At 69.3% G+C, this 23,517-nt stretch carries 25 protein-coding genes; 15 read left to right on the top strand and 10 right to left on the bottom strand.

Annotation, left to right across the window (positions count from 1 at the left end; all coding sequences use genetic code 11):
* Positions 1 to 17: 17 nt before the first annotated feature.
* Positions 18 to 1,049 (bottom strand): hemolysin family protein, encoded by a 1,032-nt coding sequence (locus tag ACH413_RS00535; RefSeq protein WP_360029456.1) that lies wholly within the window; start codon positions 1,047 to 1,049, stop codon positions 18 to 20.
* Complete coding sequence (locus ACH413_RS00530; protein WP_360029455.1) at positions 1,046 to 2,287, bottom strand: hemolysin family protein; 1,242 nt, start codon at positions 2,285 to 2,287, stop codon at positions 1,046 to 1,048. The genes ACH413_RS00535 and ACH413_RS00530 overlap by 4 nt, the downstream gene beginning before the upstream one ends.
* 109 nt (positions 2,288 to 2,396) lie before the next feature.
* On the opposite strand from ACH413_RS00530, the gene ACH413_RS00525 reads away from it, so the two are divergent.
* From ACH413_RS00525 to ACH413_RS00495, 7 genes are all read left to right on the top strand, one after another.
* A complete protein-coding gene (locus ACH413_RS00525; protein ID WP_360029454.1) occupies positions 2,397 to 2,792 on the top strand; it encodes a MerR family transcriptional regulator in 396 nt (131 codons plus the stop codon).
* A 33-nt stretch (positions 2,793 to 2,825) separates the two neighbouring features.
* The gene (locus ACH413_RS00520) at positions 2,826 to 4,529 is read left to right on the top strand and encodes a dihydroxy-acid dehydratase (RefSeq protein ID WP_360029453.1); all 1,704 of its coding nucleotides are present in this window, start codon (positions 2,826 to 2,828) and stop codon (positions 4,527 to 4,529) included.
* A gap of 298 nt (positions 4,530 to 4,827) precedes the next feature.
* The gene (locus ACH413_RS00515; RefSeq protein WP_360029452.1) at positions 4,828 to 6,393 is read left to right on the top strand and encodes an ABC transporter substrate-binding protein; all 1,566 of its coding nucleotides are present in this window, start codon (positions 4,828 to 4,830) and stop codon (positions 6,391 to 6,393) included.
* Positions 6,360 to 7,364, top strand: coding sequence for an ABC transporter permease (locus ACH413_RS00510; protein WP_360029451.1), 1,005 nt, complete (start codon positions 6,360 to 6,362; stop codon positions 7,362 to 7,364). The genes ACH413_RS00515 and ACH413_RS00510 overlap by 34 nt, the downstream gene beginning before the upstream one ends.
* Positions 7,357 to 8,241, top strand: coding sequence for an ABC transporter permease (locus ACH413_RS00505; protein WP_360029450.1), 885 nt, complete (start codon positions 7,357 to 7,359; stop codon positions 8,239 to 8,241). Before ACH413_RS00510 ends, ACH413_RS00505 begins: the two co-directional genes overlap by 8 nt.
* Entirely contained in the window at positions 8,235 to 9,137 is a 903-nt protein-coding gene (locus ACH413_RS00500) for an ABC transporter ATP-binding protein (RefSeq protein ID WP_360029449.1), read from the top strand. The genes ACH413_RS00505 and ACH413_RS00500 overlap by 7 nt, the downstream gene beginning before the upstream one ends.
* Positions 9,119 to 9,757 (top strand): ATP-binding cassette domain-containing protein, encoded by a 639-nt coding sequence (locus ACH413_RS00495; RefSeq protein WP_360029448.1) that lies wholly within the window; start codon positions 9,119 to 9,121, stop codon positions 9,755 to 9,757. The genes ACH413_RS00500 and ACH413_RS00495 overlap by 19 nt, the downstream gene beginning before the upstream one ends.
* Here ACH413_RS00495 and ACH413_RS00490 read toward each other — a convergent pair.
* Genes ACH413_RS00490 through ACH413_RS00475 form a run of 4 tightly spaced genes read right to left on the bottom strand, consistent with a single transcriptional unit; the run spans position 9,729 to position 12,941 of the window.
* On the bottom strand, positions 9,729 to 10,253 hold the full coding sequence (locus tag ACH413_RS00490; protein ID WP_360029447.1) for a class F sortase: 525 nt from the start codon (positions 10,251 to 10,253) through the stop codon (positions 9,729 to 9,731). The two genes, ACH413_RS00495 and ACH413_RS00490, sit on opposite strands and share 29 nt — an antisense overlap.
* Positions 10,253 to 10,996 (bottom strand): DUF4397 domain-containing protein, encoded by a 744-nt coding sequence (locus ACH413_RS00485; RefSeq protein ID WP_360029446.1) that lies wholly within the window; start codon positions 10,994 to 10,996, stop codon positions 10,253 to 10,255. The genes ACH413_RS00490 and ACH413_RS00485 overlap by 1 nt, the downstream gene beginning before the upstream one ends.
* Positions 10,997 to 11,041: 45 nt before the next feature.
* On the bottom strand, positions 11,042 to 11,791 hold the full coding sequence (locus tag ACH413_RS00480) for a hypothetical protein (RefSeq protein ID WP_360029445.1): 750 nt from the start codon (positions 11,789 to 11,791) through the stop codon (positions 11,042 to 11,044).
* Positions 11,792 to 11,816: 25 nt separating this feature from the next.
* On the bottom strand, positions 11,817 to 12,941 hold the full coding sequence (locus ACH413_RS00475; protein ID WP_360029444.1) for a GAF domain-containing protein: 1,125 nt from the start codon (positions 12,939 to 12,941) through the stop codon (positions 11,817 to 11,819).
* A gap of 128 nt (positions 12,942 to 13,069) precedes the next feature.
* Here ACH413_RS00475 and adh point away from each other — a divergent pair, with 128 nt between their 5' ends.
* The 6 genes from adh (at position 13,070) to ACH413_RS00445 (ending at position 18,478) form a co-directional block, all read left to right on the top strand.
* Positions 13,070 to 14,593 carry an aldehyde dehydrogenase gene (gene adh, locus ACH413_RS00470; RefSeq protein ID WP_360029442.1) on the top strand — a complete coding sequence of 508 codons (1,524 nt, stop codon included), beginning with the start codon at positions 13,070 to 13,072 and terminating at the stop codon, positions 14,591 to 14,593.
* Positions 14,593 to 14,943 carry a DUF779 domain-containing protein gene (locus ACH413_RS00465; RefSeq protein WP_360029440.1) on the top strand — a complete coding sequence of 117 codons (351 nt, stop codon included), beginning with the start codon at positions 14,593 to 14,595 and terminating at the stop codon, positions 14,941 to 14,943. Before adh ends, ACH413_RS00465 begins: the two co-directional genes overlap by 1 nt.
* Positions 14,944 to 14,952: 9 nt before the next feature.
* On the top strand, positions 14,953 to 15,807 hold the full coding sequence (locus tag ACH413_RS00460) for a DUF2199 domain-containing protein (protein ID WP_360029439.1): 855 nt from the start codon (positions 14,953 to 14,955) through the stop codon (positions 15,805 to 15,807).
* Positions 15,804 to 16,655, top strand: a complete 852-nt coding sequence (locus ACH413_RS00455; RefSeq protein WP_360029438.1) for a hypothetical protein — start codon at positions 15,804 to 15,806, stop codon at positions 16,653 to 16,655. Before ACH413_RS00460 ends, ACH413_RS00455 begins: the two co-directional genes overlap by 4 nt.
* 68 nt (positions 16,656 to 16,723) lie before the next feature.
* A complete protein-coding gene (locus tag ACH413_RS00450) occupies positions 16,724 to 17,995 on the top strand; it encodes a hypothetical protein (protein ID WP_360029437.1) in 1,272 nt (423 codons plus the stop codon).
* 96 nt (positions 17,996 to 18,091) lie between these two features.
* The gene (locus ACH413_RS00445; RefSeq protein WP_360029436.1) at positions 18,092 to 18,478 is read left to right on the top strand and encodes an SgcJ/EcaC family oxidoreductase; all 387 of its coding nucleotides are present in this window, start codon (positions 18,092 to 18,094) and stop codon (positions 18,476 to 18,478) included.
* Here the strand turns inward: ACH413_RS00445 and ACH413_RS00440 are convergent.
* Complete coding sequence (locus ACH413_RS00440; protein WP_360029435.1) at positions 18,475 to 19,518, bottom strand: chitinase; 1,044 nt, start codon at positions 19,516 to 19,518, stop codon at positions 18,475 to 18,477. The genes ACH413_RS00445 and ACH413_RS00440 overlap by 4 nt on opposite strands.
* 102 nt (positions 19,519 to 19,620) lie before the next feature.
* Between ACH413_RS00440 and ACH413_RS00435 the strand changes: the two genes are divergently transcribed.
* Positions 19,621 to 20,130, top strand: coding sequence for a hypothetical protein (locus tag ACH413_RS00435; RefSeq protein WP_360029434.1), 510 nt, complete (start codon positions 19,621 to 19,623; stop codon positions 20,128 to 20,130).
* A 9-nt stretch (positions 20,131 to 20,139) separates the two neighbouring features.
* Here ACH413_RS00435 and ACH413_RS00430 read toward each other — a convergent pair whose 3' ends face one another.
* Together ACH413_RS00430 and ACH413_RS00425 are read right to left on the bottom strand one after the other, a co-directional pair.
* On the bottom strand, positions 20,140 to 21,063 hold the full coding sequence (locus ACH413_RS00430; RefSeq protein WP_360029433.1) for an NADP-dependent oxidoreductase: 924 nt from the start codon (positions 21,061 to 21,063) through the stop codon (positions 20,140 to 20,142).
* Between the two features lie 106 nt (positions 21,064 to 21,169).
* Positions 21,170 to 21,565 carry a MerR family transcriptional regulator gene (locus ACH413_RS00425; protein ID WP_360029432.1) on the bottom strand — a complete coding sequence of 132 codons (396 nt, stop codon included), beginning with the start codon at positions 21,563 to 21,565 and terminating at the stop codon, positions 21,170 to 21,172.
* A 78-nt stretch (positions 21,566 to 21,643) separates the two neighbouring features.
* Between ACH413_RS00425 and ACH413_RS00420 the strand changes: the two genes are divergently transcribed.
* Positions 21,644 to 22,693: a serine hydrolase domain-containing protein gene (locus ACH413_RS00420; protein ID WP_360029431.1), complete on the top strand. Its 1,050-nt coding sequence runs from the start codon at positions 21,644 to 21,646 to the stop codon at positions 22,691 to 22,693.
* Positions 22,694 to 22,711: 18 nt separating this feature from the next.
* Here ACH413_RS00420 and ACH413_RS00415 read toward each other — a convergent pair whose 3' ends face one another.
* Positions 22,712 to 23,452 (bottom strand): maleylpyruvate isomerase family mycothiol-dependent enzyme, encoded by a 741-nt coding sequence (locus ACH413_RS00415; protein ID WP_360029430.1) that lies wholly within the window; start codon positions 23,450 to 23,452, stop codon positions 22,712 to 22,714.
* Between the last annotated feature and the right edge of the window lie 65 nt (positions 23,453 to 23,517).

Below are 23,517 nucleotides of genomic sequence, written 5' to 3'. Positions count from 1 at the left end.
TCCCTGGGAAACTCCGGTCAGCGGGCGCTGACCGGACGGGTGTCGGTTTCATCCTCGAAGTCGCCGATCAGCTCTTCGAGGAGGTCTTCCAGTGCGGCGATACCAACAACACCGCCAGCTTCGACCAGCGCCAGCTGCGAGCGTTCGGCACGCATCGCCGTCACGGCCTGGGCCACCGGCATCGACGCGGGCAGCGTCAGCACCGGGCCCATCAGCTCGCGGGCAGAGGGATCCTCGCCGCGGGCCGTGGCACGCATGGCCTCGCGGATGTGCACGAGTCCGACGTACCGGCCGTCGAGCCCGGTGACCGGGAAGCGCGACCGTCCACACTGGAGGCTGCGCTGCTCGATCTCCCGCGCGGTGGTGTGCTCGGTGACCGTCGAAGTCTCGGCGACCGGCACCATCACCTCGCTCACGGTCGTGCGCTGGACCTGCAGCATCCTGGTCAGCAGCCGTTGCTGGGCCTCGGGAATCAGGCCGTGCTCCGCGGACTGGCGCAGCAGCATCCGCAGGTCGTCCGGCCGGTGCGCCTGCGCCAGCTCGTCCTGCGGCTCGACCTTCAGCAGCCGCAGCAGGGCGTTCGACACCGCGTTGAGTCCACTGAGGAGCCAGCGGACCGAGCGGGCGAACGCGCGGAACGGCAGCGCCAGGATCAGCGCGGACCGTTCGGGGTGCGCGATGGCCCACGACTTCGGCGCCATCTCGCCCACGACCATGTGCAGGAACACCACCAGCACCAGGCTGATCGCGAACGCCACCCCATAGGCGAACGCCTCCGGCAGGCCGGTCAGCCGCAGCGCCGGTTCCAGCAGGTCCGCGACGGCCGGTTTCGCCAGCGCGCCCAGACCCAGCGTGCACAGCGTGATGCCGAGCTGCGCGCCCGCGAGCATCAGCGACAGCTCACGAACGCCCGCCACGGCGGCGCGGGCCGCCCTGGACGTCTCGGCGGCCTGCTCCAGGCGGTGCCGCTTGGACGCGATCAACGCGAACTCGGCGGCCACGAAGAAGCCGTTCAACGCCAGCAGCACAAGGGAGATGACGATGCTCATCGGGACAACACCACCGAGTCAGGCACGTTGCGCGCCACCGTGGTGACCACCAGGCGCACTCCGTTCATCTCGATCTCGTCGCCGGCCTCGGCCACGCGGCCCAGCCGGTGCAGCACCAGACCGGACACCGTGTCGTACGAGTCGTCGGCCGGGAGTTCCACGCCGGTGACGTCCTCGACCTCGTCCAGCCTCATGCGGCCGGGCACGCGCCAGTCGTCGCCGACCTTCTCGATCATGTCGGCCACCCGGTCGTCCTCGTCGTGGATCTCACCGACGAGCTCCTCGGCCAGGTCCTCCAGCGAGATGACGCCGGCGAACCCGCCGAACTCGTCGACCACGCAGGCGAGCTGACGGCGTTCGGTCCGCAGCCTTTCCAGCACCGCGGGCAACGGCAGCGTCGCCGGGACGACCAGCGCGGGCGAGGCGATCTTCCCGATGGCGATGACGGACCGCTGATCCGGCGTCAGGGTCAGCACCTCGGCCAGCCCCACGACACCGCGCAGGTCGTCGAGGTCGTCACCGATCACGGGGAAACGCGAGTTCCCGGTGTCCAGCAACGAGACCACGCGAGCGGCGGGTTCGTCGCACCGCACGGTGTGGACGTTGACGCGCGGCGTCATGGCCTGCTCCGCGACCAGTTCGCGGAAGCCGATGCCGTGCTCCAGCAACCGGGTCAGCTCGGCGTCGAGATGGCCCTGCTCCCCCGCCTCCTCGACGATCTGCCGGAAGTCCTCCGGCGTCGCGCCCTGCGGCAGTTCCTCGACGGGCTCGATGCCGATCGCGCGCAGCAACCGGTTCGCGGCCGCGTCGAACAACCGGATCACGGGACCGGCGATCTTCAGGTACACCAGGGTCGACGAGCTCAGCGCCAGCGCGAGCTGTTCTGGCCGCGCGATCGCGAGGTTCTTCGGCAGCAGCTCACCGAGCACCATCTGCACGAAGGTGGCGAAGGCCAGCGCGATCACCATCGAGCCCGGCACGCCCAGTCCGGTGCCGAGCAGCGGCTCGGCCACGTACCCGACCAGCAGCGCCGTCACCGTGATGCCGAACTGGGCACCGGACAGCATGAACGAGAGCTTCTGGGTCACGCGGTAGGCGCGGTCGGCGGCCTTGGAGCCGCCCTCGGCCATCTGCTGCAGGCGGCCGCGATCGACCGCCATGTACGCGAACTCCTGAGCCACGAAATACCCCGTGGCCACGGTCAGGACCACGATGGCGAGCAAGCCGGATGCGATCAACAAGACGCACCCGGCCACGTACTACAGCCGTCTACACCGGCTTCATCAGGCATGTTCCAACAGTAGCACGTGGCACTGTATGGTTTCGGTGACCGGGGAGGTGACCGCTGTGGCCGAGGCACTGCTGAAGATCGGCGAACTCGCCGCCCGCGCCGGCGTGAGCATCCGCACCGTCGACTACTACACGACGCTGGGCCTGATCAGCCCCGCCCAGCGCACCGCGAGCAACTACCGCCTCTACCGCGGCGACGACGTGGACCGCATCCACCTCGTACAACGCCTGGAGGTCCACGGTCTTCCCCTGGAGGACATCGCCCGCGCGTTCACCGCCGCTCCCGCCGACACCGCGGCCGTTCTCGGGCAGATCGACATGGACCTGCGCACGCTCCAGGAGGCCGCCGACGCCGCGTCGCCGGCGATGCACGGCCTGCTGTCGGTGATCGCGAACCGGGTCCACTCGCTGATCACCATCGCGCTGCAACTGCCGCCGGACCTCCCGATGTAGTTAAGGTCGGAGGTGACCGCAGGGAGGCGCGCAGTGGGACTACGCAGCGAGCACTGGTACGCAGGTCAGGACCGCAACGCCTACATCCACCGCGCCTGGATGCGCCGCGGCGTCCCGGACGACGCCTTCTCCCGGCCCCAGATCGCGATCGCCAACAGCGCGTCGGATCTCACGCCGTGCAACGCGCATCTGAACGAGGTCGCGCAGTCCGTCTCCAACGGCGTGTACGAGGCCGGCGGCATCCCGCTCAACCTGCCCGTGGTGTCGCTGGGCGAGACCAACGTCCGCCCCACCGCGATGCTGTGGCGCAACATGGCCGCGATGGCCACCGAAGAAATGCTGCGCGCCAACCCCGTGGACGGCGTGGTGCTGCTCGGCGGGTGCGACAAGACGATCCCGGCGCTGCTGATGGCCGCCGCGTCCGTCGACATCCCGGCGGTCGTCGTGCCCGGCGGGCCGATGCTGACCGGCACGTTCCGCGGCACTCCCCTGGGCTGCGGAACGGACGTGTGGCGGCTCTCCGAGGAGGTGCGGGCCGGCACGTTGTCGCAGGAGGCGTTCGTCCGCTCGGAGTCGGCGATGATCCGCAGCCGCGGCCACTGCAACACGATGGGCACGGCGTCGACGATGGCGTTGGTCGCGGAGGCCCTGGGCACCACCGTCCCCGGCGTCGCGGGCACTCCGGCGCCGGACAGCAGGCTTCTGGAAGCAAGTCACGGCACCGGACGGCTGATCGTCGAGCTGATCGAGAAGGACCGGCGTCCCAGCACGTTCCTGACCAAGGCGAACTTCCACAACGCGATCGTGGCGCTGGCCGCGATCGGTGGCTCGACCAACGCGGTGGTGCACCTGCTCGCGATCGCCGGGCGCCTGGGCGTCGACCTGACGCTGGACGACTTCGACCGCATCGGCTCCGGCGTGCCGTTGCTGGTGGACCTCCAGCCCGCCGGCCGGTTCCTGATGGAGGACTTCCACCGCGCGGGCGGACTTCTGGCCGTGCTGCGGGAAGTCCGCGACCTGCTCGATCCCAACGCCTTGTCGATCACCGGCAACCCGCTGGTCGACTACCTGGACGACGCGCCGATCTGGGAGCCGGAGGTGATCAGGAGCCGCACCGAGCCGATCATCGCCGAGGGCGGCATCGCCGTGCTGAGAGGCAATTTGGCGCCATCAGGATCTTTGATCAAACCGGCAGCCGCGTCGGCGCATCTGTTGCAGCACCGGGGCAGGGCCGTGGTGTTCGACAGCATCGAGGACTTCCACGCCCGCATCGACGACCCGGATCTCGACGTGGACGCGGACTCCGTGCTGGTGCTGCGCGGTTGCGGACCCCGCGGCTACCCCGGCATGCCGGAGGTCTCGAACATGCCGTTGCCGAAGAAGCTGCTGGAACAGGGCGTGCGCGACATGGTCCGGATCTGCGACGGGCGCATGAGCGGCACCGCGTACGGAACCGTTGTGCTGCACGTCGCACCGGAGGCGGCGGCAGGCGGACCACTCGGGCTCGTCCGGACGGGCGACGTCATCGTGCTGGACGTGGCGAACCGCCGCATCGACGTGGAGGCGCCGGACTTCCTGTCCCGCACGCCGAACGCCGCGACGGTGTCGGCGTTCGCGGCACCGAAACGCGGCTGGGAACGGCTCTATGTCGACCACGTCCTGGGCGCCGACACCGGAGCCGACCTGGACTTCCTGGTCGGCTCCAGCGGTAGCGACGTCACCCGCGAATCACACTGAACTCAGTGCGCGTGCTGGTGTTCCTCGACGTGACCCGCGTCGTGCACGTGCGTGTGTGAGTGCGTTTCTCCGTCGTGCGTATGGGTGTGCTCGTGCTCGACGTGATCGTGCGAGTGTTCGCCATGCGGATGCGTGTGAGTCGTGTCGCCGTGACTGTGCTCGTGGGTGTGCACTCCGTTGGTCATGCCCTTGATGCTGGCATGAGTCCGACTTGAGCGCACAGATGCAAGATCTTGCCTATTGCAACTCCCTTGCTGTTAGCTGCTGGCGGCAACACGGACTTCTGGGGAGGATCTGCATGCGGCGAGCTGTTCTGGCGGCCCTCGTTCTGGTGGCGGGGTGCTCGTCCCCCGACGGCGCGACGACCGGTTCGGCCACGTCGATCGTCATCGGCGCGGGCAGTGAGCCGGAGAACCTCAACCCCGTGCTCGGCTACGCCCCAGATGGCGCCGCGAAGATCTTCGACGGCCTCGTGACGCGGGACGCCTCGCTGGCACTGAAACCGGCGCTCGCCGCGGAACTCCCGACCGCGTCGGCGGACGGGCTGACGTGGACGGCCAAGCTGCGCAAGGACATCACGTTCTCCGACGGCACGCCCGTGACCGCCGAGGACGTCGTGTTCACCTACAAGTCCGTGGTGGACAAGAAGGTGAACTCCACGGTGGCCTCCCGGTTCGACGCGCTGACCGACGTGAAGGCGGTCGACGCGAGCACCGTCGAGTTCACGCTGTCCTACCCGTACGCCCCGTTCGCGCAGCAACTCGCGCTCGGCATCGTGCCCGCCGCGAAGCTCACCGGCACCGACATCAACAGCGCGCCGTTCAACACCGCGCCGGTCGGCACCGGCCCGTACACGGTCGAGTCGTGGCGCAAGGGCGACCGGCTGATCCTCAAGGCCAACGAGAAGTACTGGGGTGGCGCGCCCGCGATCAAGACCGTGACCGTGGTCTTCGTGCCGGACGACAACGCCCGCGCGACCCGCATGGCCGCCGGCGAGTTCGACGGGACGGTGCTGCCACCCAAGCTCGCCCAGACCTACCGCGACCGGTCCGGCTACCAGATCGTGCAGAACCCGTCCGCCGACTACCGCGGTCTCGGCATCCCGTCCGAACTGCCGTTCACCTCGTCCCCGCAGGTCCGGCGCGCGATCAACCTCGGCATCAACCGCCAGGCCATGATCGACGCCGTGCTGGCGGGCTCCGGCAAGCCCGCCTCCACGCCGATCTCGCCGTACCTGAAGGACTGGTACAACGACAGTTCCGCGTTCGGCTACGACGTCGCCGAGGCCGAGAAGCTGCTCGACGAGGCCGGCTGGCGCAAGGGTGCGGACGGCAAGCGCGCCAAGGACGGCCAGCCCGCGAAGCTGCCGGTGCTCTACCCGGCGCCGGACGTGCTGCGCAAGGAACTGGCCCTCGCCACGGCCTCCGACATCGCGAAGCTCGGCATCGACGCGCCCGTCGAGGCCACCACGTTCGAGATCATGCTGCAACGCCAGAAGGAAGCGGCGGCGGTGTGGGGTGGCGGCGACCCGTACGACCCGGACACGGCCGCGTACACGTTGCTGCACTCCCGTTACGCGGGCCAGTCGGGCTACGTGAACATGACGCTGTACAAGAACTCCACTGTGGACACCGCGCTCGACACCGCGCGTCGCAGCCTCGACCCGGCCGCACGCAAGAAGGCCTACGACGACTTCCAGACGGCTTACGCGGCCGATCCCGGCTGGGCGTTCCTGGTGTTCCTCGACCACACCTACGTGCTGCGCGACAAGTGGAACGGCCAGGAGACCCAGGTCGAGCCGCACGACCACGGCCTCGTGCACGCGGTGTGGTGGAACCTCGAGCGCTGGACGCCGAAGTCGTGACCCGGTCGATCGGCCTGGTCGCGTTGCGGCGCCTGGCCTTCGCGGTCCCGGTGCTGCTCGTGGTCAGCTTCGCGCTGTTCGTGCTGGCCAAGGCCAGCCCGTTCGACCCAGTCGAACGCTATTTCGGTGTCCGGATCATCGGCGCCTCCCCGGAACGCGTCGCGCAGCTGCGCGAGAACTGGGGCGTGGACGAGCCCGTCGTCACCCAGTACTGGGCCTGGCTGCGGCACGCTCTGGCGGGCGACCTCGGCGACTCGCTGTCGTTGCAGCAGCCCGTGTCGGCGGTGATCGGCGACCGTCTCGGGTGGACGGTGCTGCTGGTGTCGGTCGGCTTCACGCTGGCGTTGCTGCTCGGACTGGTGCTGGGCACGCTCGCGGCGTGGCGGCAGGGGTCGTGGCTCGACCGTTCGATCACGGGCAGCTGCTACGCGCTGGAGGCCGCGCCGGTCTTCTGGCTCGGCCTGGCGGTGCTGTACGTGTTCGCATTGCAGTTGCGGTGGCTGCCCGGCGGTGGTGTGACCACGGGCTCCGAACCGGTGTCCGTGGGTGGGGTCGCCGTCCACATGGTCCTGCCGGTCGCGGTGCTGGCGATCTCGCAGGCGCCGTGGTTCGTGCTGTTCGTGCGGCAGAACCTCCTCGAATCGTTCACGCAGGACCACGTGATCGGCGCGCGGGCTCGCGGGCTGCCCGACCACCTGGTGGTCTCGGGGCACGCGTTGCGCACCTCGCTGCTGCCGTTCCTGACCCTCCTCGGCGCGCGACTGCCCGAGCTGATCACCGGGGCGTTGCTGGTGGAGACGGTGTTCTCGTGGCCGGGCATCGCGCGGGCGACGGTGGAGGCGGCGCTGAACGTCGACTTCGCGTTGCTGGGCGCGCTGACCGTGATGGCGACGGGTGTGGTGTTGCTGGGCAACCTGCTGGCCGACGTCCTGTACGCGCTGGCCGACCCGAGGGTGGCGCTCGATGGCTGACCTGCTCTGGCGTCCTGCCCCGCGCAGCCGCCTCACCGCCGCGAGCCCGCCGCGGTCGCCTCGCTGGCGGCTGCTGCCGTCCGCGATCATCCTGGGCGTCGTCGCACTGACGGTCCTGATCGTGCCGCTGGTCGTGGAGCTCAACGAGCAGTACGTCGACCTCGCGATCGCCAACCAGCCGCCGTCGGCCGCGCACCTGTTCGGCACCGACGAACTGGGACGCGATGTGTTGCTGCGCTGCGTCTACGCGCTCAGGGTCTCCCTCACCGTCGGTGTGGTCGCCGCCCTGATCTCGGCGCTGGCCGGCACGGCGGTCGGCGCGCTGGCGGGATCGATCGGCGGCTGGTTCGACCGGATCCTGATGCGGGTGGTCGACGCGATCGCGTCGGTGCCGCACCTGTTGCTGGGCATCGTGATCGTCGCGATCCTGCGGCCGAGCCTCTCCGCCGTGATCATCTCGATCGCGCTGACGCACTGGCTCACCGCCGCCCGGATCGTGCGGTCGGAGGTGCTGTCGTTGCGCACCAGGCCGTTCATCGACGCGGCGATCGTCGGTGGCGCTTCGAGACTTCAGGTGATGACCCGGCACCTGCTGCCGAACGTCGCCCCGCAGGTCCTGCTCGCGACCACGCTGATGGTGCCGCACGCCGTGTGGCACGAGACCGCGTTGTCATTCCTGGGTCTCGGTCTGCCGCCGCACGCGGCCAGCATCGGCAACATGATCAACGACGCCCAGCGCTCGTTGCTCATCGGCGGCTGGTGGATGTCTTTGGCGCCAGGACTGCTGCTGATCATCACGACGCTGGCGGTGTCCGGCGTGAGCGGTGTGTGGCGGGATCGGCTGAACCCCAAGCGGCGCACGGAGTTGACGTGGTGAACCTGGAGATCGACCGGGTGTCGGTGCGGTTCGCGCTCAAGGGCGCGACCGTCGAGGCCGTGAACGACGTGTCGTTGCGGATCCGGCCCGGCGAGTGCGTGGCGCTGGTCGGCGAGAGCGGCTGCGGCAAGACGGTGCTGGCGTCGGCGTTGCTCGGGTTCCTGCCGGGCAACGCGGAGACCTCCGGCAGTGCCCGGCTCGGTGACGTGGACCTGCTCGCGGCGACCGACCACGAGCTCGCGACCACGATCCGCGGCCGGCAGATCGGCCTCATCCCGCAGAGCCCGGCGAGCCACCTGACGCCGGTCCGCACGGCGCGTTCCCAGCTCGAAGAGGCTGCACGGGTACTCGGCGGAGACGCTGCGAATGCCGCAGAACGGGCAGGTCTGCTCCCCGAGCACCTCGACCGCTACCCGCACGAGCTGTCCGGGGGCATGGCGCAGCGCGTCGCGAACGCGTTGGCGCTGGTCGGCGACCCGTGGCTGCTGATCGCCGACGAACCGACCACAGGCCTCGACCGCGATCTCGTGGACGGCCTGCTGGACGAGTTCCGCAGGCTCGTCGACGACGGCCACGCCGTCCTGCTGATCACGCACGACCTCGCGGCGGCCCACAAGATCGCCGACCGGATCGCGGTGATGTACGCGGGACGGATCGTGGAGGTCGGCCCGGCCCACGAGGTGCTCGACCACGCGAAGCACCCCTACAGCCGGGGACTCGCCAACGCCCTGCCGGAACGGGACTTCCTCCCGATCCCCGGCCAGCCGCCCCTGCTCACCGACCTGCCCGCGGGCTGCGCGTTCGCCCCGCGCTGCGAGCAGGCCACCGCGATCTGCGAGGACCGCCCCGTGCTCACCGACGACCCGCACGCCGTCGCGTGCCACCGCCCGTGCTGACCGCGAACGGCATCACCGCCGGCTACCGCGAACCGGTGATCACCGACGTCAGCCTCACCGTCCAGCCTGGACAGACCGTCGGCCTGGCCGGACCGAGCGGGTCCGGGAAGTCCACTTTGGCCCGTGTGCTCGCGTTGCTGCACAAGCCGTTCGGCGGCACCGTGGAGATCGACGGCGAGACGGTCACCGGGTTCCGGTTCAAAGCGACTCAACGCACCAAGATCGGTGTGCTGTTCCAGCAGCCCCGGCTGTCCGTCGACCCGCGCTTCACCCTCCGGCAGGCGATCGCGGAGCCGTTGAAGAACCAGGACCGCGTCGAGGAGCTGGCGTCGTTGGTGATGCTCACCGACGACCTGCTGGGCCGCCGTCCGCACGAGGTCAGCGACGGCCAGTTGCAACGCGCGTGCCTGGCCCGTGCGCTCGCACTGAACCCGCGCTACCTGATCTGCGACGAGATGACGACGATGCTGGACGCTTCCACGACGGCCGCGCTGGTCGGCGTGATCCGTGCCTACCAACGTGAATCGAACGCGGGAGTTCTCGCGATCTCGCACGACGCCACGCTGCTGACGAGGTGGGCCGACGAGACCGTCAGACTTTCAGCACCGCGTCCACGATGACGTTGTTGCGGTAGCTGCCCGCGACCCGGTCGAAATCGCCCCCGCACGTCACCAGCCGCAGTTCCGACAACGGCGTCGGCCCGTACACGGCGTCCGTCGGGAACGCGGTCTTCTCCGTCGTGTGGGTGCTGCTCACGACGAACGTGAGCTTGCTGCCGTCCTCACGCTCGACCAGCACCTCAGCACCGGGCTGCAGCTCGGGCAGCCGGAAGAACACCCCTGGCCCGGTCTTCGAGTCGACGTGGCCCGCGATCACGGCCGGACCGGCGTCCCCCGGCGCGACGCCCTTGGCGTACCAGCCGGCCTTGTCCGCGCGCGTCGGCGGCTCCAGCACGCCCGCGGAGTCCACCTTCAACGCCTCCAGCGACGTGTCGACCCCGATCGACGGGATCAGCACCGTCACCGGTTCCGGCACCTCGTCGCCGCCGGGTCCCTTGACCACGTAGATCAGCGTGACCAGCACGGCCGCCCCCATCAGGAGCTTGCCCTTGGCCATCAGCCGAACCGGAACAACCGGCCGCGCACCGAGTACATCGCGACGCCCACGATGAGCGCGATGACCAGCGCGGTGAGCCAGTCCCAGCCGCCCGCCATGCCGCCGAACCCGGTCTCCTGCCCGCCACCGGGCACGACCTCGGCTGCCTTGGCGTCGGTGCGCAGCTCGATCCGCCGGGCGCTGACCAGCAACGAGTAGACGCCGCCGGGTTCGAGCGTGGCCTCCAGCGTCGTGGAGTCCTTCCCGCGCGGCAGCACCTGCAGCCCGTCCTTGCCGGGCAGCATCACGACGTAGCCGGTCGTGGAGTTCGCCTGCACGTTGCGGTGCACGAACACGCTGCCGCGCAGCAGGTCCATCTCGGCGTCGCCTGCGTTGATCACCCGCAGGCGCGCCTGCCCGTTCGGCGGCAGGCTGACGTCGTCCTCGAGGACCTTCATCGAGGACGCGATGTCGATGACCGTGTACGCCTTCCCGGCTTCGGCCTTCACGAGCACGGATCGCAGCACCGGGCTCCCGGGATCGGCACCGGCCGTGCGGAAGTCGACGACGTGCTCCCCCGCCTCGACCCGGCGGTACTCGTAGAGCTGGGCGTAGTCGAGGGTGCCGAGCTTGACGCCGTCGAGCGTGGCGTCGACGCGCGCCTGGTCCATCGAGAAGTGTCCCAGGCGCACGTACGTGCCTGTCGCGGCGTGCGCGGGCGTGGCCGTGAACAGCAACAACAGCACAACTGCGAGCACTCGCACGTGGACACCTCCCCTCACTGGAGGTGTCCACGATAACTCGGCTGATCAGCTCCGTGGGAACTGATCAGTGACGTCCAACCCGTCCGGCAGCACCGCGAACAGGTCGACCGGCGTTCGCTGCGACACCATCTCGCTGCGATGCGCGCGCTTGAGCCGGTCCCTGGCGACGACGACCTGCTGGCTCGGCGCGGACAGGACGAGCACGGGCACCGCGCCCTGCGCGACGTGGGCGCTCACCCGGTCCGCGGTCCCGCGCCCGAACTTGAGCACCTTCCCGTACCGCGCCAGGTAGAGCAGGTTCTCCTCGCCGCGCAAGCGTTTGAGCTGCCGCACCTCCCCCGTCTCGTCGTCGCGTCCCCACGTGCCGTGCGACTTCGTGAGCCAGCGGAACCCGGTCCACGGCAACCCGTGCACGTCCGTCGCGAGCACGGTCCAGCCGGGCCGGAAGTACTTGGCGAGGCGAACCTTCACGGTCGTCGCGGCGATGAACTCCGAGTTCTCCCGCCAGGTGCCGTCGAGCTCCAGCCGGTGCGCGATCTTCTGCACCGCCGGGTCCGGCACCGACCTGTCGTCCAGGCACACCAGGCACCTCGTGCGCCAGCCGACACCGCACGAGCGCGCGACACCGCACCAGCCGCACTGCTGGATCTGCACGGGCGCACCGCCTGGCCGGTCGAGCAGCACTTTCATCTGGTCGGACACGACCTGCAGGCACGGCGCGCACAACGAACACCACGCGACCTCGGTGACATCCTTGCGCGGCAACCGGGTCATGCAGTTGATGCACTGCTTCACTTTTGCCCTCCCCTTGCGGGAAAGCCTATTCCAGCGCCCTTCGCAGGCGCGAGGAGACGAGAGCGTGACGAGGATCGGTGACCGGGAGCAGGAGGTGCAGGCGTTCGAGCACCTCGGCGTCCTCCCCGCTGTCCGCGAACGACAGCAGCGCGTCGAGATCTCCCCGCTCCAGCACGCCCTTGCGCACCGCGGCGGCGAGGTCGACCCGTTCCTCGCGGACCACCGGAGCGTCCGAACGGGGCAGCAGATCACCGCTGTAGTGCCGGGTGGCCTTGCCGGCGTCGCCGGAACGCAACGCCGTCCGCACGTCGAGGAAGTCGCCGCGCACCACCGCATCGAGCCGATATGGCCTCGTCAACAGGACACCACCGAGCTGCGCACGCAGCCGATGCAGCTCCGCGCGGACCGTGGTCGGGTTCCCACGTTCACCATAGAGCAACAATGCGAGTTGCTCCGCCGTCAGACCCTTGGGGTGCAGCGCGAGCGCCGTCAGCACCTCCGCGTTGCGCAACGTCAGCCCCAGCGGCCGTCCGTCCAGATCGGCGTGTAGCCCGCCCAGGAAGTTCAGCGTGAGCACGTGCTGCCGCGGCGCGAACTGCCCCAGGTGGTGCTCGGCCAGCCGGGCGGCGGCCGACACGAGCTGCGCGACGGCCGGGTGCATGGTCTTGAGCGGCCCGCTGACGTCGACGACGCCCAGCAGCAACCCCGTGTGGGGGTCGTGGATCGGGCTCGCCGCGCACGTCCAGCCGTGGTAGGTGCGCACGAGGTGCTCGCGGGAGTGCACGGTGACGGACCTGCCGGTCGCCAGCGCGGTGCCCATCGCGTTCGTGCCGATGACGTCCTCGCTCCAGCGCGAGCCCTCGGTGAGGTGGACGCGTTCGGCCTGGTGCCGGATCTGGTTGTCGCCCTCGCACCAGAGGATGTGGCCGCGGGTGTCGGTGACGATCATGATCGTGTCGTCCATCGACAGCGTGTGCGTGAGCAGCGGGACGGTCGCGGCCAGCGGGTGCGCGCCCCGCAGGTCCGCGATCTCGTCCGGCCCGTAGACGACTGGCGCCTCGTGCCGGTCCGGATCGACGCGCGCGTCGAGGGACCGCCGCCACGACTCGAAGATCACCGGCCGGGCGGAGCCCAGTTCGCCGGGGTCCATCGGTCCAGGATGCAGCCCGTACCACCGCACCGGCAACCCTGCGGCTACTCCGATCGGATGCAACGTGGGTGAAACGTTCGCGGTTCTACGTTCGCCGCCTGTTCGCAACGACGCGGAAGGCAGGCCCCATGGCGAAGTACGCGGCTCCAGGACAACCGGACAGCGTGATCACCTATCGCGACCGGTACGACCACTTCATCGGAGGCGAGTACGTGCCGCCCGCCAAGGGCCAGTACTTCGCCAACCCCACCCCGGTCACCGGCGAGGACTTCACCGAGATCGCCCGCGGCACCGCCGAGGACGTCGAACGCGCGCTGGACGCGGCCCACGGCGCCGCCCGTTCGTGGGGGAAGACCTCGGTCGCGGACCGCGCCAACGTGCTGAACAAGATCGCCGACCGCATCGAGGCCAACCTCGAGATGCTCGCGGTCGCGGAGACGTGGGACAACGGCAAGGCGGTCCGCGAGACGCTCGCCGCCGACCTGCCGCTCGCCGTCGACCACTTCCGCTACTTCGCGGGCGCCCTGCGCGCCCAGGAGGGCGGCATCTCGCAGATCGACGAGGACACGGTCGCCTACCACCTGCACGAACCGCTCGGCGTCGTCGCGCAGATCATCCCGTGGAACTTCCCGATCCTGATGGCGGTCTGGAAGCTCGCGCCCGCACTGGCCGCGGGCAACGCGATCGTGCTCAAGCCCGCCGAGCAGACGCCGGCGTCGATCCACGTCCTGATGGAACTGATCGCCGACCTGATCCCGCCGGGTGTGCTGAACGTCGTCAACGGGTTCGGCGTCGAGGCGGGCAAGCCGCTCGCGTCCTCGCGCCGCGTCGCGAAGGTGGCGTTCACCGGCGAGACCACCACCGGCCGGTTGATCATGCAGTACGCCAGCGAGAACATCATCCCCGTCACGCTGGAGCTCGGCGGCAAGTCGCCGAACGTGTTCTTCAACGACGTGGCCGCGCAGCGGGATGCCTTCTACGACAAGGCACTCGAAGGCTTCACGATGTTCGCGCTGAACCAGGGCGAGGTCTGCACGTGCCCGTCGCGGGCGTTGATCCAGAGCGACATCTACGACAGCTTCATGGGCGACGCCGTGGCACGGACCCGCGCGATCAAGCAGGGCCACCCGCTCGACACCGAGACGATGATCGGCGCGCAGGCGTCCAACGACCAGCTCGAGAAGATCCTGTCCTACATCGACATCGGCAAGCAGGAGGGCGCCCGCGTGCTGACCGGCGGTGAGCGCGCCGACCTCGGCGGCGAGCTGTCCGGCGGCTACTACGTCACGCCGACGATCTTCGAAGGCGACAACAAGATGCGGATCTTCCAGGAGGAGATCTTCGGCCCGGTCGTGTCGGTCACCCAGTTCTCCGACTACGACGACGCCATGAAGACCGCCAACGACACCCTCTACGGCCTCGGCGCGGGCGTCTGGTCCCGCGACGGTTCGGTCGCCTACCGCGCCGGCCGCGACATCCAGGCGGGCCGCGTGTGGGTGAACAACTACCACGCCTACCCGGCGCACGCGGCGTTCGGCGGCTACAAGCAGTCCGGCATCGGCCGCGAGAACCACAAGATGATGCTCGACCACTACCAGCAGACCAAGAACCTGCTCGTCAGCTACTCCCCGAACGCCCTGGGCTTCTTCTGATGCCCCGCGTCGCACTGACCTCTGAGGCCGCGGACGTGCTCCGCGGCCTCAGGGCTGAGCACGGCGACCTGATGTTCCACCAGTCCGGCGGCTGCTGCGACGGCTCCGCCCCGATGTGCTACCTGGCCGGGGAGTTCCGCACCGGCGCGTCCGACGTGCACCTCGGTGATCTCGCGGTCGACGAGTTCGTCATTCCTGTGTGGATGTCCGCGGCGCAGTTCGAGTACTGGAGCCACACGCACCTGACGATCGACGTCGTGCCCGGTCGTGGGAGCGGTTTCTCGCTGGAGGCACCGCTTGGAATACGTTTTCTGGTGCGCTCTCGACTGCTCACGAACGAGGAGCTCTAGCATGCCCGCATGACCGTCCAATGCGGATGCTGCGGAGCCGAGATCACCTCTACGGACCGCATCGACTACAGGCTCAACCGTCCGGAGCAACTGCTCGGCGTGCCCGGCGAGCAACTCGGCGCCCCCACAGGCGGGTTGCTCGTCGGACCGGACGGCGACTCCTACATCCGTTGCCTGCTCCCGGTTCGGCTGACCGGCGGAACCGAGCTCGTGTTCGGCGCGTGGACCCAGATCAGCAAAGTCGACGCGATGTACGCGCACGCCGTGTGGGACAACGACGAGCAGTACGCGAACCTGCGGATCTCCGGCAGGTTCGCGAACGTGATCAAGCCGTGGGACCTGCTCGGCGTGCCCGTCGAGGCCGCGGTGCTCAACACCGACGAGCTGCCGTACTTCACCTCGCACCCGGTGCTGGAGCGGGAATGGGACCGCGACGAGGTGCTGTGCCGCATCCGGCACCCGTTGCCGATCCCCGTCCGCGAGACGCTCGGCGAGGTCTGGACCATCGAACGCACCGACGGCATGCGCTGCGCGGTCGACGGCCGCACGGTCAGGTTCACGAGCCCGGACCGCCGGGTGGCGCTCGACGTCTACGCCGACCTCACCGGCGGCAGCGTGAGCGACTTCCTGGGCGCGGTCCTCGACGGCTACCCCGCGAGCGCCGAGCACTCCGTCTCGCACGACGGCCCGGAGTTGCGTCACGCGTTCTGGCTCAGCGAGGTGATCGACGGCCACGAGGAGCAGGTGTTCCACGGGCACGTCGTCCGTCCCGGCACGATGATCTCCGTGCGTTGCGTGTACCGGTATCCGGTGGACAGGGCGTGGGCGCAGCACGTGCTCAACAGCGTCCGGTACGTCGGGTGACGGCCTGCGCGTGCTGCGGCACCGAGACCGACGATTCCGGCGCCATCGACCTCGACCTGGGCCTGCCCTCGGGGGTGCGCAACCCGAAGCTGCTGGCCGGCGGCAACGTGCTGCTGGCCGACGACGCCTCGTTCGTCAGGAGCGTGCTGCCCGTCGAGCTGACCGGCGATCTGGAGCTGTGGTTCGGCGCCTGGATGCGGGTCGGTCTGCAGGAGGCCCTGCACGCGGCTGATTCGTGGGACGGCCCCGGCTACGCCTCACTGAGGTTCACGGGCACGTTCGCGCACGACGTCAAGCCGTGGGACGGCCTGCGCGGCGCGGAGGTCGTCGCCGAGGTCCGCGAGCCCGATGACCTGCCCGAATACGTCCAGCACCCGTTGCTCGGCACGACCTGGGACCGCGACGAGGTGCTCAGCGGGTACCTGGTCGAACTGCCGGTCTCGATCCGGCAGAAGCTGCCCGGCCAGTGGAGCATCGAACGGACCGCGGGCCTCACCCCGCACGTGCTCGAGGAGGGCCTGCGCTTCGCCGGGCCCGGCCGCGCGGTCTTCGTGGACGTCCGCAGGGCCATCGGCACGTCCGCCGAGAAGTTCCTGGAGCTCGCGCTGGAGGGCGCGCCGGACGTGCCTGAGGAGCAGCAGTTCCTCGTGCGCGACGGTGTCGAGCTGCGGCACGCGTTGTGGCTCACGGCCAGTTCGGACGGCGTGACGCGGCACGAGTTCCACGGCCACGTGGCGCGGTTCGGCGAGATGCTCGTCGTGACGTGCGTGCACGACGATCCGGCCGACCACGCGTGGGCGCGGCACGTGCTGAACAGCGCCCGCTTCCGTCGCGTGACTCGCTCGTAACGTCAGGGAAATCCCAAGTTTGTGTGAGTGAACTGGACCACTTATCGAGCTGGACCCACGATTCCGCCATGAACGTCCTGCTGGCATTCGCACTCACCGCGAGTCTCACGTCGCCGGTGCACCTGCCCCCGACCGCACCGTGCCCGGAGAACGTCCCCGCAGGCACCACCTGCTACGAGGGCCGGGACCCCAACGGCGCGTACTACACGATCGCCGTGCCGAAGAAGTGGAACAAGACGCTGGTCGTGCACTCGCACGGCGGTCCCGACCTGGGCGAGCCCACGCCCGAGCGCACGCGTGACGACCTGAACCGCTGGGCGGTCATGGTCAAGGAGGGCTACGCGTGGGCGGGCACCTCGTACCGGCGCGGCGGCTACGGCACGCGGATGGCGGCCGAGGACACCGACAACCTGCGCAAGATGGTCGTCGGCATGCTCAAGCCTTCGAAGGTCTACATCCACGGGCAGTCGTGGGGCGGCAACGTCGCGGCCAAGACCATCGAGCTGTACAAGGGTTACGACGCGGCGCTGCTCACGAGTGGTGTCATGGCAGGCGGTTCGCGCGGCTACGACTACCGCGTCGACCTGCGAGTGGTCTACCAGTACTACTGCGGCAACCACCCGCGGCCGTCCGAGGCGCAGTACCCGCTGTGGCAGGGCCTGCGGCCCGGCTCGACGATGACGACCGCCGGGCTGCGGAGCCGGATCGAGGAATGCCTTGGCGTGGCCGGAAGTCGCACGCCCGAACAGCAGCAGAAGCTCACCGACATCCTCACGGTCACGAAGATCCCCGAGGAGACGCTGAACTCGCACCTGAACTTCGCGACGTTCACGTTCCGCGACATCGTGCACCTGCGGCTGGGCGACCGGAACCCGTTCAGCAACACCGGTGTGGTGTACAAGGGTTCGCACGACGACAAGGCGCTCAACGCGGGCGTCGAACGCTTCGCCGCCGACCCCGCCGCCCGTGCGGAACTCGCCTACGACAGCGACCTCACCGGGAAGATCGACATCCCGGTGCTGTCGGTGCACGCGATCGGCGACCCGACCGCGTTCGTGGAGCACGAGTCGGCCTACAAGGACGCCGTGACGAAGGCCGGGCGCTGGTACAACCTCGTGCAGACCTTCACGACCGAGGCCGTGCACAGCGCGTTCAGCGACTCCGAGTACGCCGCGGCCATGCAGTCGCTGGAGGCCTGGGAGAAGTGGGGCATCCGCTCCAACGCGTTCCTGATCTCGGCGGCCTGCCCCGGCCACGACAAGAAGTACGGCACGGGTTGCTTCTACAACCCCTGGTACAAGCCGAAGTCCTACGAGTCCCGGGTCGCGCCCCGCAAGTGACCCGACGGGGCCCGGCACACCGCCTCCACACTCGCTGTGCCGGGCCCCGGTTTCGCCCTTGACCTCCACATTGGTCGAGGTACGACGATCTTCACCATGACCGACATCGCGGAGATCGAAGAGCTCGTCGCCACCGTCCAGCACTCGCAGCAGAACGAGCTCGCCGAGGAGTTCATCGGCCTCTTCCGCGCCGACGCGATCTGGACCACCGCGCACGGCAAGCGCCTCACCGGCCGCGACGAGATCGCCTCCTTCACCCGCCAGGTCCTGCCCGGCGCGACGAAGGAGTCGACCGCCACGTACGAGGTGGCGCACGTGCTGTTCATCCGCCCGGACGTGGCGGCCGTCAAGATCCGCCAGCGTCCGGTGAAGCCCGACGGCACGGTGATCCCCGACCAGAACGAGGGCTCGCCGCTCTACGTCCTGTCCAAAGAGGACGGCGCGTGGAAGATCGCCGCCGGGCAGAACACCATCGTGCTCTAACGGCCCTGCAACGACTTCACCTTGTCGCCGAAGGTCCAGTTCTTCGAGCCGTCCCAGTTGATCGACCAGGTCATGAGGCCCTTGAGCTGGCCGCCGAAGCTGTTCCACGCCTGCCCCACCAGCGTGGGGTTCATGTAGCCGCCGCCGGCACCGGGCTGCGCGGGCAGGCCGGGAACCTGCTTGTCGTAGGGCACCTTGATCGTGGTGCCCTGCACGACCAGTCCCTTGTTCAGGCACTGAGTCTGCGCCACGAACCCTTGCACGGTCCCGGCCGAGTAGCTGTCGCCGGCACAGCCGTACATGGATCCGTTGTAGTACTGCATGTTCAGCCACCACAGGCGGCCGTTGTCCGCGTACTTCTTGATGATCGGCAGGTACGCGCCCCAGATCGAGCCGTACACGACGCTGCCGCCCGTCACGTAAGCGGTCTCCGGCGCCATGGTGAGCCCGAACCCGGCGGGCATCGCCGCGAGCACGCCGTCGATGATGCGGATCAGGTTGGCCTGCGAGGCAGACAACGAGTTGATGTTGCCGCTGCCGACGAGCCCGGTCTCGATGTCGATGTCGATCCCGTCGAAGTTGTACTTCTTCAGAATCGGCACCACCGTCGCGACGAACTTGTTGGCCACGGCGGTCGAGCTCAGGTCGATGCCCGCCGCCGCGCCACCGATCGACAGCAGGATCGTGGACCCGGCCGCCTTCGCCGCGCACATCTCGGCGGGCGTCGCGACCTTCACCCCGGCGTCCATGCCGTCCTCCCACAGCACGGTGCCGTCGGAGCGGATCACGGGGAACGCCGCGTTGATCACGTTGTAGCCGTGCTGCTTGATGCGGCTGTCGGTGATCGGCGTCCAGCCGAACGGCGGGTGCACGCCGTTCGACGCGCCGTCCCAGTTCTCCCAGTACCCGTGCAGGACCTTGCCCGCCGGACGGGGTTTGAGCGCGCACGTGTCGGCCGCCTGGGCAGCGGACGGGATGAGCAGGGTGCTCATGAGCAGAAGCAGGGCGGTCAGTGCCCTCAGCAACAAGCGGGCAGACATTCGCTCACCTTTCGCTTACAGGCGGCGACCCGCTGTCATTGAAGCACGAAATGGTCCAGACCTCTACCGTCAGGATCCCCGTCGCTCGGCTAGGGTCCGCCTGTGACGAACGTCGGAGTGCCTGAGGCAGAGGGCCCGGTGAGTCGCCCGGCGGTCTTCTTCCAGCAGCCGTTCTGGACCGCGCTGGGGCTCGCGGTCATGGCCGCCGGTCCGCTGGCCCTGGTGGCCGCGTTGAGCGGATACGTCCCTGACGACGACAAGCTGGCCGTCGTCGTGACCGGCCTCGTCCTGACCGCCGTCACCGTGGTCGTCACGGTCGTGGCCGCCGTCGGCACCGCACGGGACCGGCGCGTGTGGCGCGACCTGGACACGGCCGGCGTGCGCGTCCTGGGTCAGGTCACGTCCGCCGAACGCGTGTGGTGCGGCGAGGACCGTTGCACCAGGGTCCGGATGCTGGTCACCGTGCCGGGCCGGGCGCCGTTCACCACGAGCCACCTCGTGCACGGCGCGAAGATCGTCGAGGTCGGGACGAGCATCCCGGTCGACGTGCACCCGGCCCGCGACCTCTTCCGCCTGGTCGACGACGCGTCCTCGAACGAGGCGTCCCGCTAGTTCTCGCTCTCACGCCACCTTGATGACGACCTTGCCCGAGGTGTGACCGTTCTCGACGGTGGCGAGGGCGGCCGGGGCGTCGGAGAGCGAGTGGACCGCGGTGATCGCAGGCGCGAGGACTCCGTCGATGGCCAGCCGCGCGGACCGTTCCAGGTTCTCGCGGTCGAGGCGACGTTCGACGAAACGTCCGCCGACATCGGTCACCGACGCGTCCCCCACGGCGATGACGGTGCGGGGATCCCTGGCCAGCGGCGCGACCGTCCGCAGCGAGGTGCCCCCGGCCAGGTCGACGATCCCGTCGAAGCCCTCCGGAACCAGCTCGCGCGCCGCGGCGACCACGTCCTGCGCGGTGTAGTCGATGAACCGCGCCCCGGCGGCTTCGGCGGGCTCGCGCTTGGCGGTGCTCCCGGTGCCGATCACCCGCAACTCGCGGCTGACGGCCAGCCGGGCGACGGCGAGACCGACCCCGCCGCCGACCCCGTTGACCAGGATCGCGGCACCGGCCGGGAGGCCGAGCTGGTCGAGCGCGTCCACCGCGGTCGTCCCGGCCACCGGCAGCGTTGCCGCCACGAGCGCGGACAAACCCGCCGGGACGCGTGCGGTGTTCGGCGCTGACAGCACCGTCGTCTCGGCGTAGGTACCGCCACCGGTGAGCGCGAAGCCGAAGACCGCGTCCCCCACCTCGAGCCCGTCGACGTCCTCACCCAGTGCGAGAACGGTTCCCGCTGCCTCCATGCCCAGCACGCGGGGGAACGGACGCCCGCCGTCGAGTCCGGGAACCAGACCCGAGCGCACGAGGTGGTCGAGGGGGTTCACGCCGGCGACCTCGACCCGGATCAGCACCTCACCGCGACCGGGGACAGGATCGGGACGATCGAAGAACTCCTGCACCTCGGGCCCGCCGTGCCTGCCGAAACCCCATGCCTGTCCCATTTTCTGCCGCCTCCCAGGTGACCGGCCCGGTGTTTCCGGGCCCTGTCACCACCTTCACCCCTGACATCGATGTGAAGGGCAAGCGGCTGAGGCGCGGGTCACAGCGTCAGGCGGGCTGCGCCACCGGTTCCGAGGTCCTGGACAACTTCGCCCGGTGGCGACTGTTGATCTGCATCAGCGCTTCGAGTGCGTCCCGTTCCTCGGTCAGCTGCGCGATGTCGGCGTCGATCCGGTCGCGCTCACGCATCATCGCCGCGTACGTCTCCTCGGCGACGCCGAGATCGTTGGGGAGGTCCACGCACGGCAGCACCGTCGCGATCACCCGGCTGGGCATGCCCGCGTCGAACAGCTGCCGGATCAGCGACACGCGGTCGACCTCGGCGTCAGAGTAGTGCCGCTGCCCCGCGCCGGAGCGCGAGCTGGTCAGCAGTCCCTGCTCCTCGTAGTACCGCAGTGAGCGCGGACTCACGCCCGTGCGCTTGGACAGCTCGCCGATCCGCATTCCTCGAATTTACTCTCGCGTGCTCCAGCTGACCGGAGTTGCTCAGCGCGCACATGCCGCGATGCGATGATGTTGACCATGGAGCGGGTGGCTGAGTTCATCGAGAACGAGGTGTCGGCTGACCGGTTGCCGGGCGCTGTGGTGGGGGTCGTGCACCGCGGGCAGGTGGTCTTCCTCGAGGCTTTCGGCTACCTGGACAAGGCCGGCGGCGTTCCGATGACGACGGACGCCTTGTTCTGGATCGCGTCGATGAGCAAGCCGATCACGGCGGCTGGCGCGTTGCTGCTGGCCGAGCGGGGTCAACTCGTGCTGGACGAACCGATCGGCACGTACCTCCCCCAGTTCGCCGGACGGTCGGTGCAACCGTCGGTCCTCGACCTGCTCAGGCACACGGCGGGCATGCCGGAAGGTCTGCTCGGCGACTCACCGGTGCACGAGCTGTACGCGGAAGCGGTCGGCGACGGCATGACGGACCTGACCGGCGAGGAGTTCGTCAGCAGGTTGAGCGCGCTGCCCCTGCTGCACGAACCGGGCGCGATGTGGCACTACGGCTGGGGTTTGGACCTCACGGGGCTGATCATCGAGTCCGTGGCGGGCATGTCGCTGGGCGACTTCCTGCGCAGTGAGGTCTGCACGCCGCTGGGGATGCCGGACACCACCTTCGGTGTGCCGGAAGACCATCGTGACCGGTTCGCCCGGCCGTTGCCGCCGCACGTGCTCCCCGACCTGTCGATCGCGCGGTTCCACTCCGGCGGGGCGGGACTGGTCAGCACGGCGGGCGACTACCTGCGGTTCGTCCAGATGTTGCTGGACAAGGGAAACCCTCTGCTCGGCCGCAAGACCGTGGAGTACATGTTGTCCGACCAGCTCGCCCCCGGCACGGACACCAGCCGGTTGGAGAAGCCGGGCTGGAATCCCGGGCACGGCTTCGGCATCGGGCTCGCGGTGCGGCGGCGGATCGGTGGTTCGCCCACCCCGGGATCGGTGGGCGAGGTGACGTGGCCGGGCGCGGGCGGCACCACGTGGTGGGCGGATCCGAGCGAGGACCTCGGTGTCGTCGTGATGGCGCACACCACAGCCAAGATCGAACCGCAGCTCCGAGCGATGGTGCTGCGGTCCCTCCTTTGAACGCCTGACGGCGGGTCGTCAGAAGCCGGGAAACACGCGACGCAGGTCGTCGAGCGTGACGCCGCCCTCGACGGTGACGCCCTTGTCGTACGGCGCCTTGAGACGGCCGCTGATCAGGCGGACGACCGCTTCCTGCGGCCCGTTGAACGTCGCGGAAGGTGCCTCGAGGTGGTCCACCACGGTGACCGCGTCGTCGATCACCAGACCGGCACCGGGAATCGCGACGGACACGGGCGCCTCGAGCTCGGCAGGCTTCGCGAGGAAGCCCAGCAGGAAGCCCAGAGGCCCGGCCAGGAGGTCGACGAGCACCGCGGCCGAGTCGGCGTTCACCCCGGCGTCGGGGTCGAAGGCCACCCGCACGTCCCACGAGTGGTTGGCCACCTCGTTGAGCCGCATGCCCACGGCGGTCAGCAACGGAATCGGCTCCGGCAGGAAGCCGAGGTCGACGGTCAGCGACGAGCGCTGCTCGGGCGTCAGAGCCTCGACCATGTCGAGCCAGCGGCCGTTGTGCTCCAGAAACCCCTCGGCCTGCGCGCGCGGCGCGGACGCGTCCCAGCGAGCCCAGATCGTCTGGTTGTCCTCGACCGTCACGGTCTCACCGGCGGCCGAGGCGATCGGCGCACGACCGATCTCCGCACCACTGCCGAGATGCGACAGGGCCTGCGCGACGGTCCATTCCTCGGCACCACTGGTGAGGCCCAGCTGTTCGTCGGTGAGGGTGCGGACGAGACCGGCGAGCACGTCGTACTCGGCACGCAAGGCAGTGATCGTACGGTCCACGAGTTGACTCATAACCAACCCCAACTCACGAACCCGCGGATGTG

The sequence above is a fragment of the Lentzea sp. NPDC020367 genome (assembly GCF_044387305.1).
In the GTDB taxonomy this organism is placed as follows: domain Bacteria; phylum Actinomycetota; class Actinomycetes; order Mycobacteriales; family Pseudonocardiaceae; genus Lentzea.
The sequence above is the reverse complement of the archived record's forward strand: the minus strand, read 5'-3'. Positions and strand labels throughout refer to the sequence as shown.

Coding starts and splice junctions, on each gene's coding strand:
- ACH413_RS00535 (WP_360029456.1), bottom strand. CDS start 1,049: ATGAGCATCGTCATCTCCCTTGTGCTGCTGGCGTTGAACGGCTTCTTC.
- ACH413_RS00515 (WP_360029452.1), top strand. CDS start 4,828: ATGCGGCGAGCTGTTCTGGCGGCCCTCGTTCTGGTGGCGGGGTGCTCG.
- ACH413_RS00505 (WP_360029450.1), top strand. CDS start 7,357: ATGGCTGACCTGCTCTGGCGTCCTGCCCCGCGCAGCCGCCTCACCGCC.
- ACH413_RS00490 (WP_360029447.1), bottom strand. CDS start 10,253: ATGGCCAAGGGCAAGCTCCTGATGGGGGCGGCCGTGCTGGTCACGCTG.
- ACH413_RS00475 (WP_360029444.1), bottom strand. CDS start 12,941: ATGGACCCCGGCGAACTGGGCTCCGCCCGGCCGGTGATCTTCGAGTCG.
- adh (WP_360029442.1), top strand. CDS start 13,070: ATGGCGAAGTACGCGGCTCCAGGACAACCGGACAGCGTGATCACCTAT.
- ACH413_RS00465 (WP_360029440.1), top strand. CDS start 14,593: ATGCCCCGCGTCGCACTGACCTCTGAGGCCGCGGACGTGCTCCGCGGC.
- ACH413_RS00460 (WP_360029439.1), top strand. CDS start 14,953: ATGACCGTCCAATGCGGATGCTGCGGAGCCGAGATCACCTCTACGGAC.
- ACH413_RS00450 (WP_360029437.1), top strand. CDS start 16,724: ATGAACGTCCTGCTGGCATTCGCACTCACCGCGAGTCTCACGTCGCCG.
- ACH413_RS00445 (WP_360029436.1), top strand. CDS start 18,092: ATGACCGACATCGCGGAGATCGAAGAGCTCGTCGCCACCGTCCAGCAC.
- ACH413_RS00440 (WP_360029435.1), bottom strand. CDS start 19,518: ATGTCTGCCCGCTTGTTGCTGAGGGCACTGACCGCCCTGCTTCTGCTC.
- ACH413_RS00430 (WP_360029433.1), bottom strand. CDS start 21,063: ATGGGACAGGCATGGGGTTTCGGCAGGCACGGCGGGCCCGAGGTGCAG.
- ACH413_RS00425 (WP_360029432.1), bottom strand. CDS start 21,565: ATGCGGATCGGCGAGCTGTCCAAGCGCACGGGCGTGAGTCCGCGCTCA.
- ACH413_RS00420 (WP_360029431.1), top strand. CDS start 21,644: ATGGAGCGGGTGGCTGAGTTCATCGAGAACGAGGTGTCGGCTGACCGG.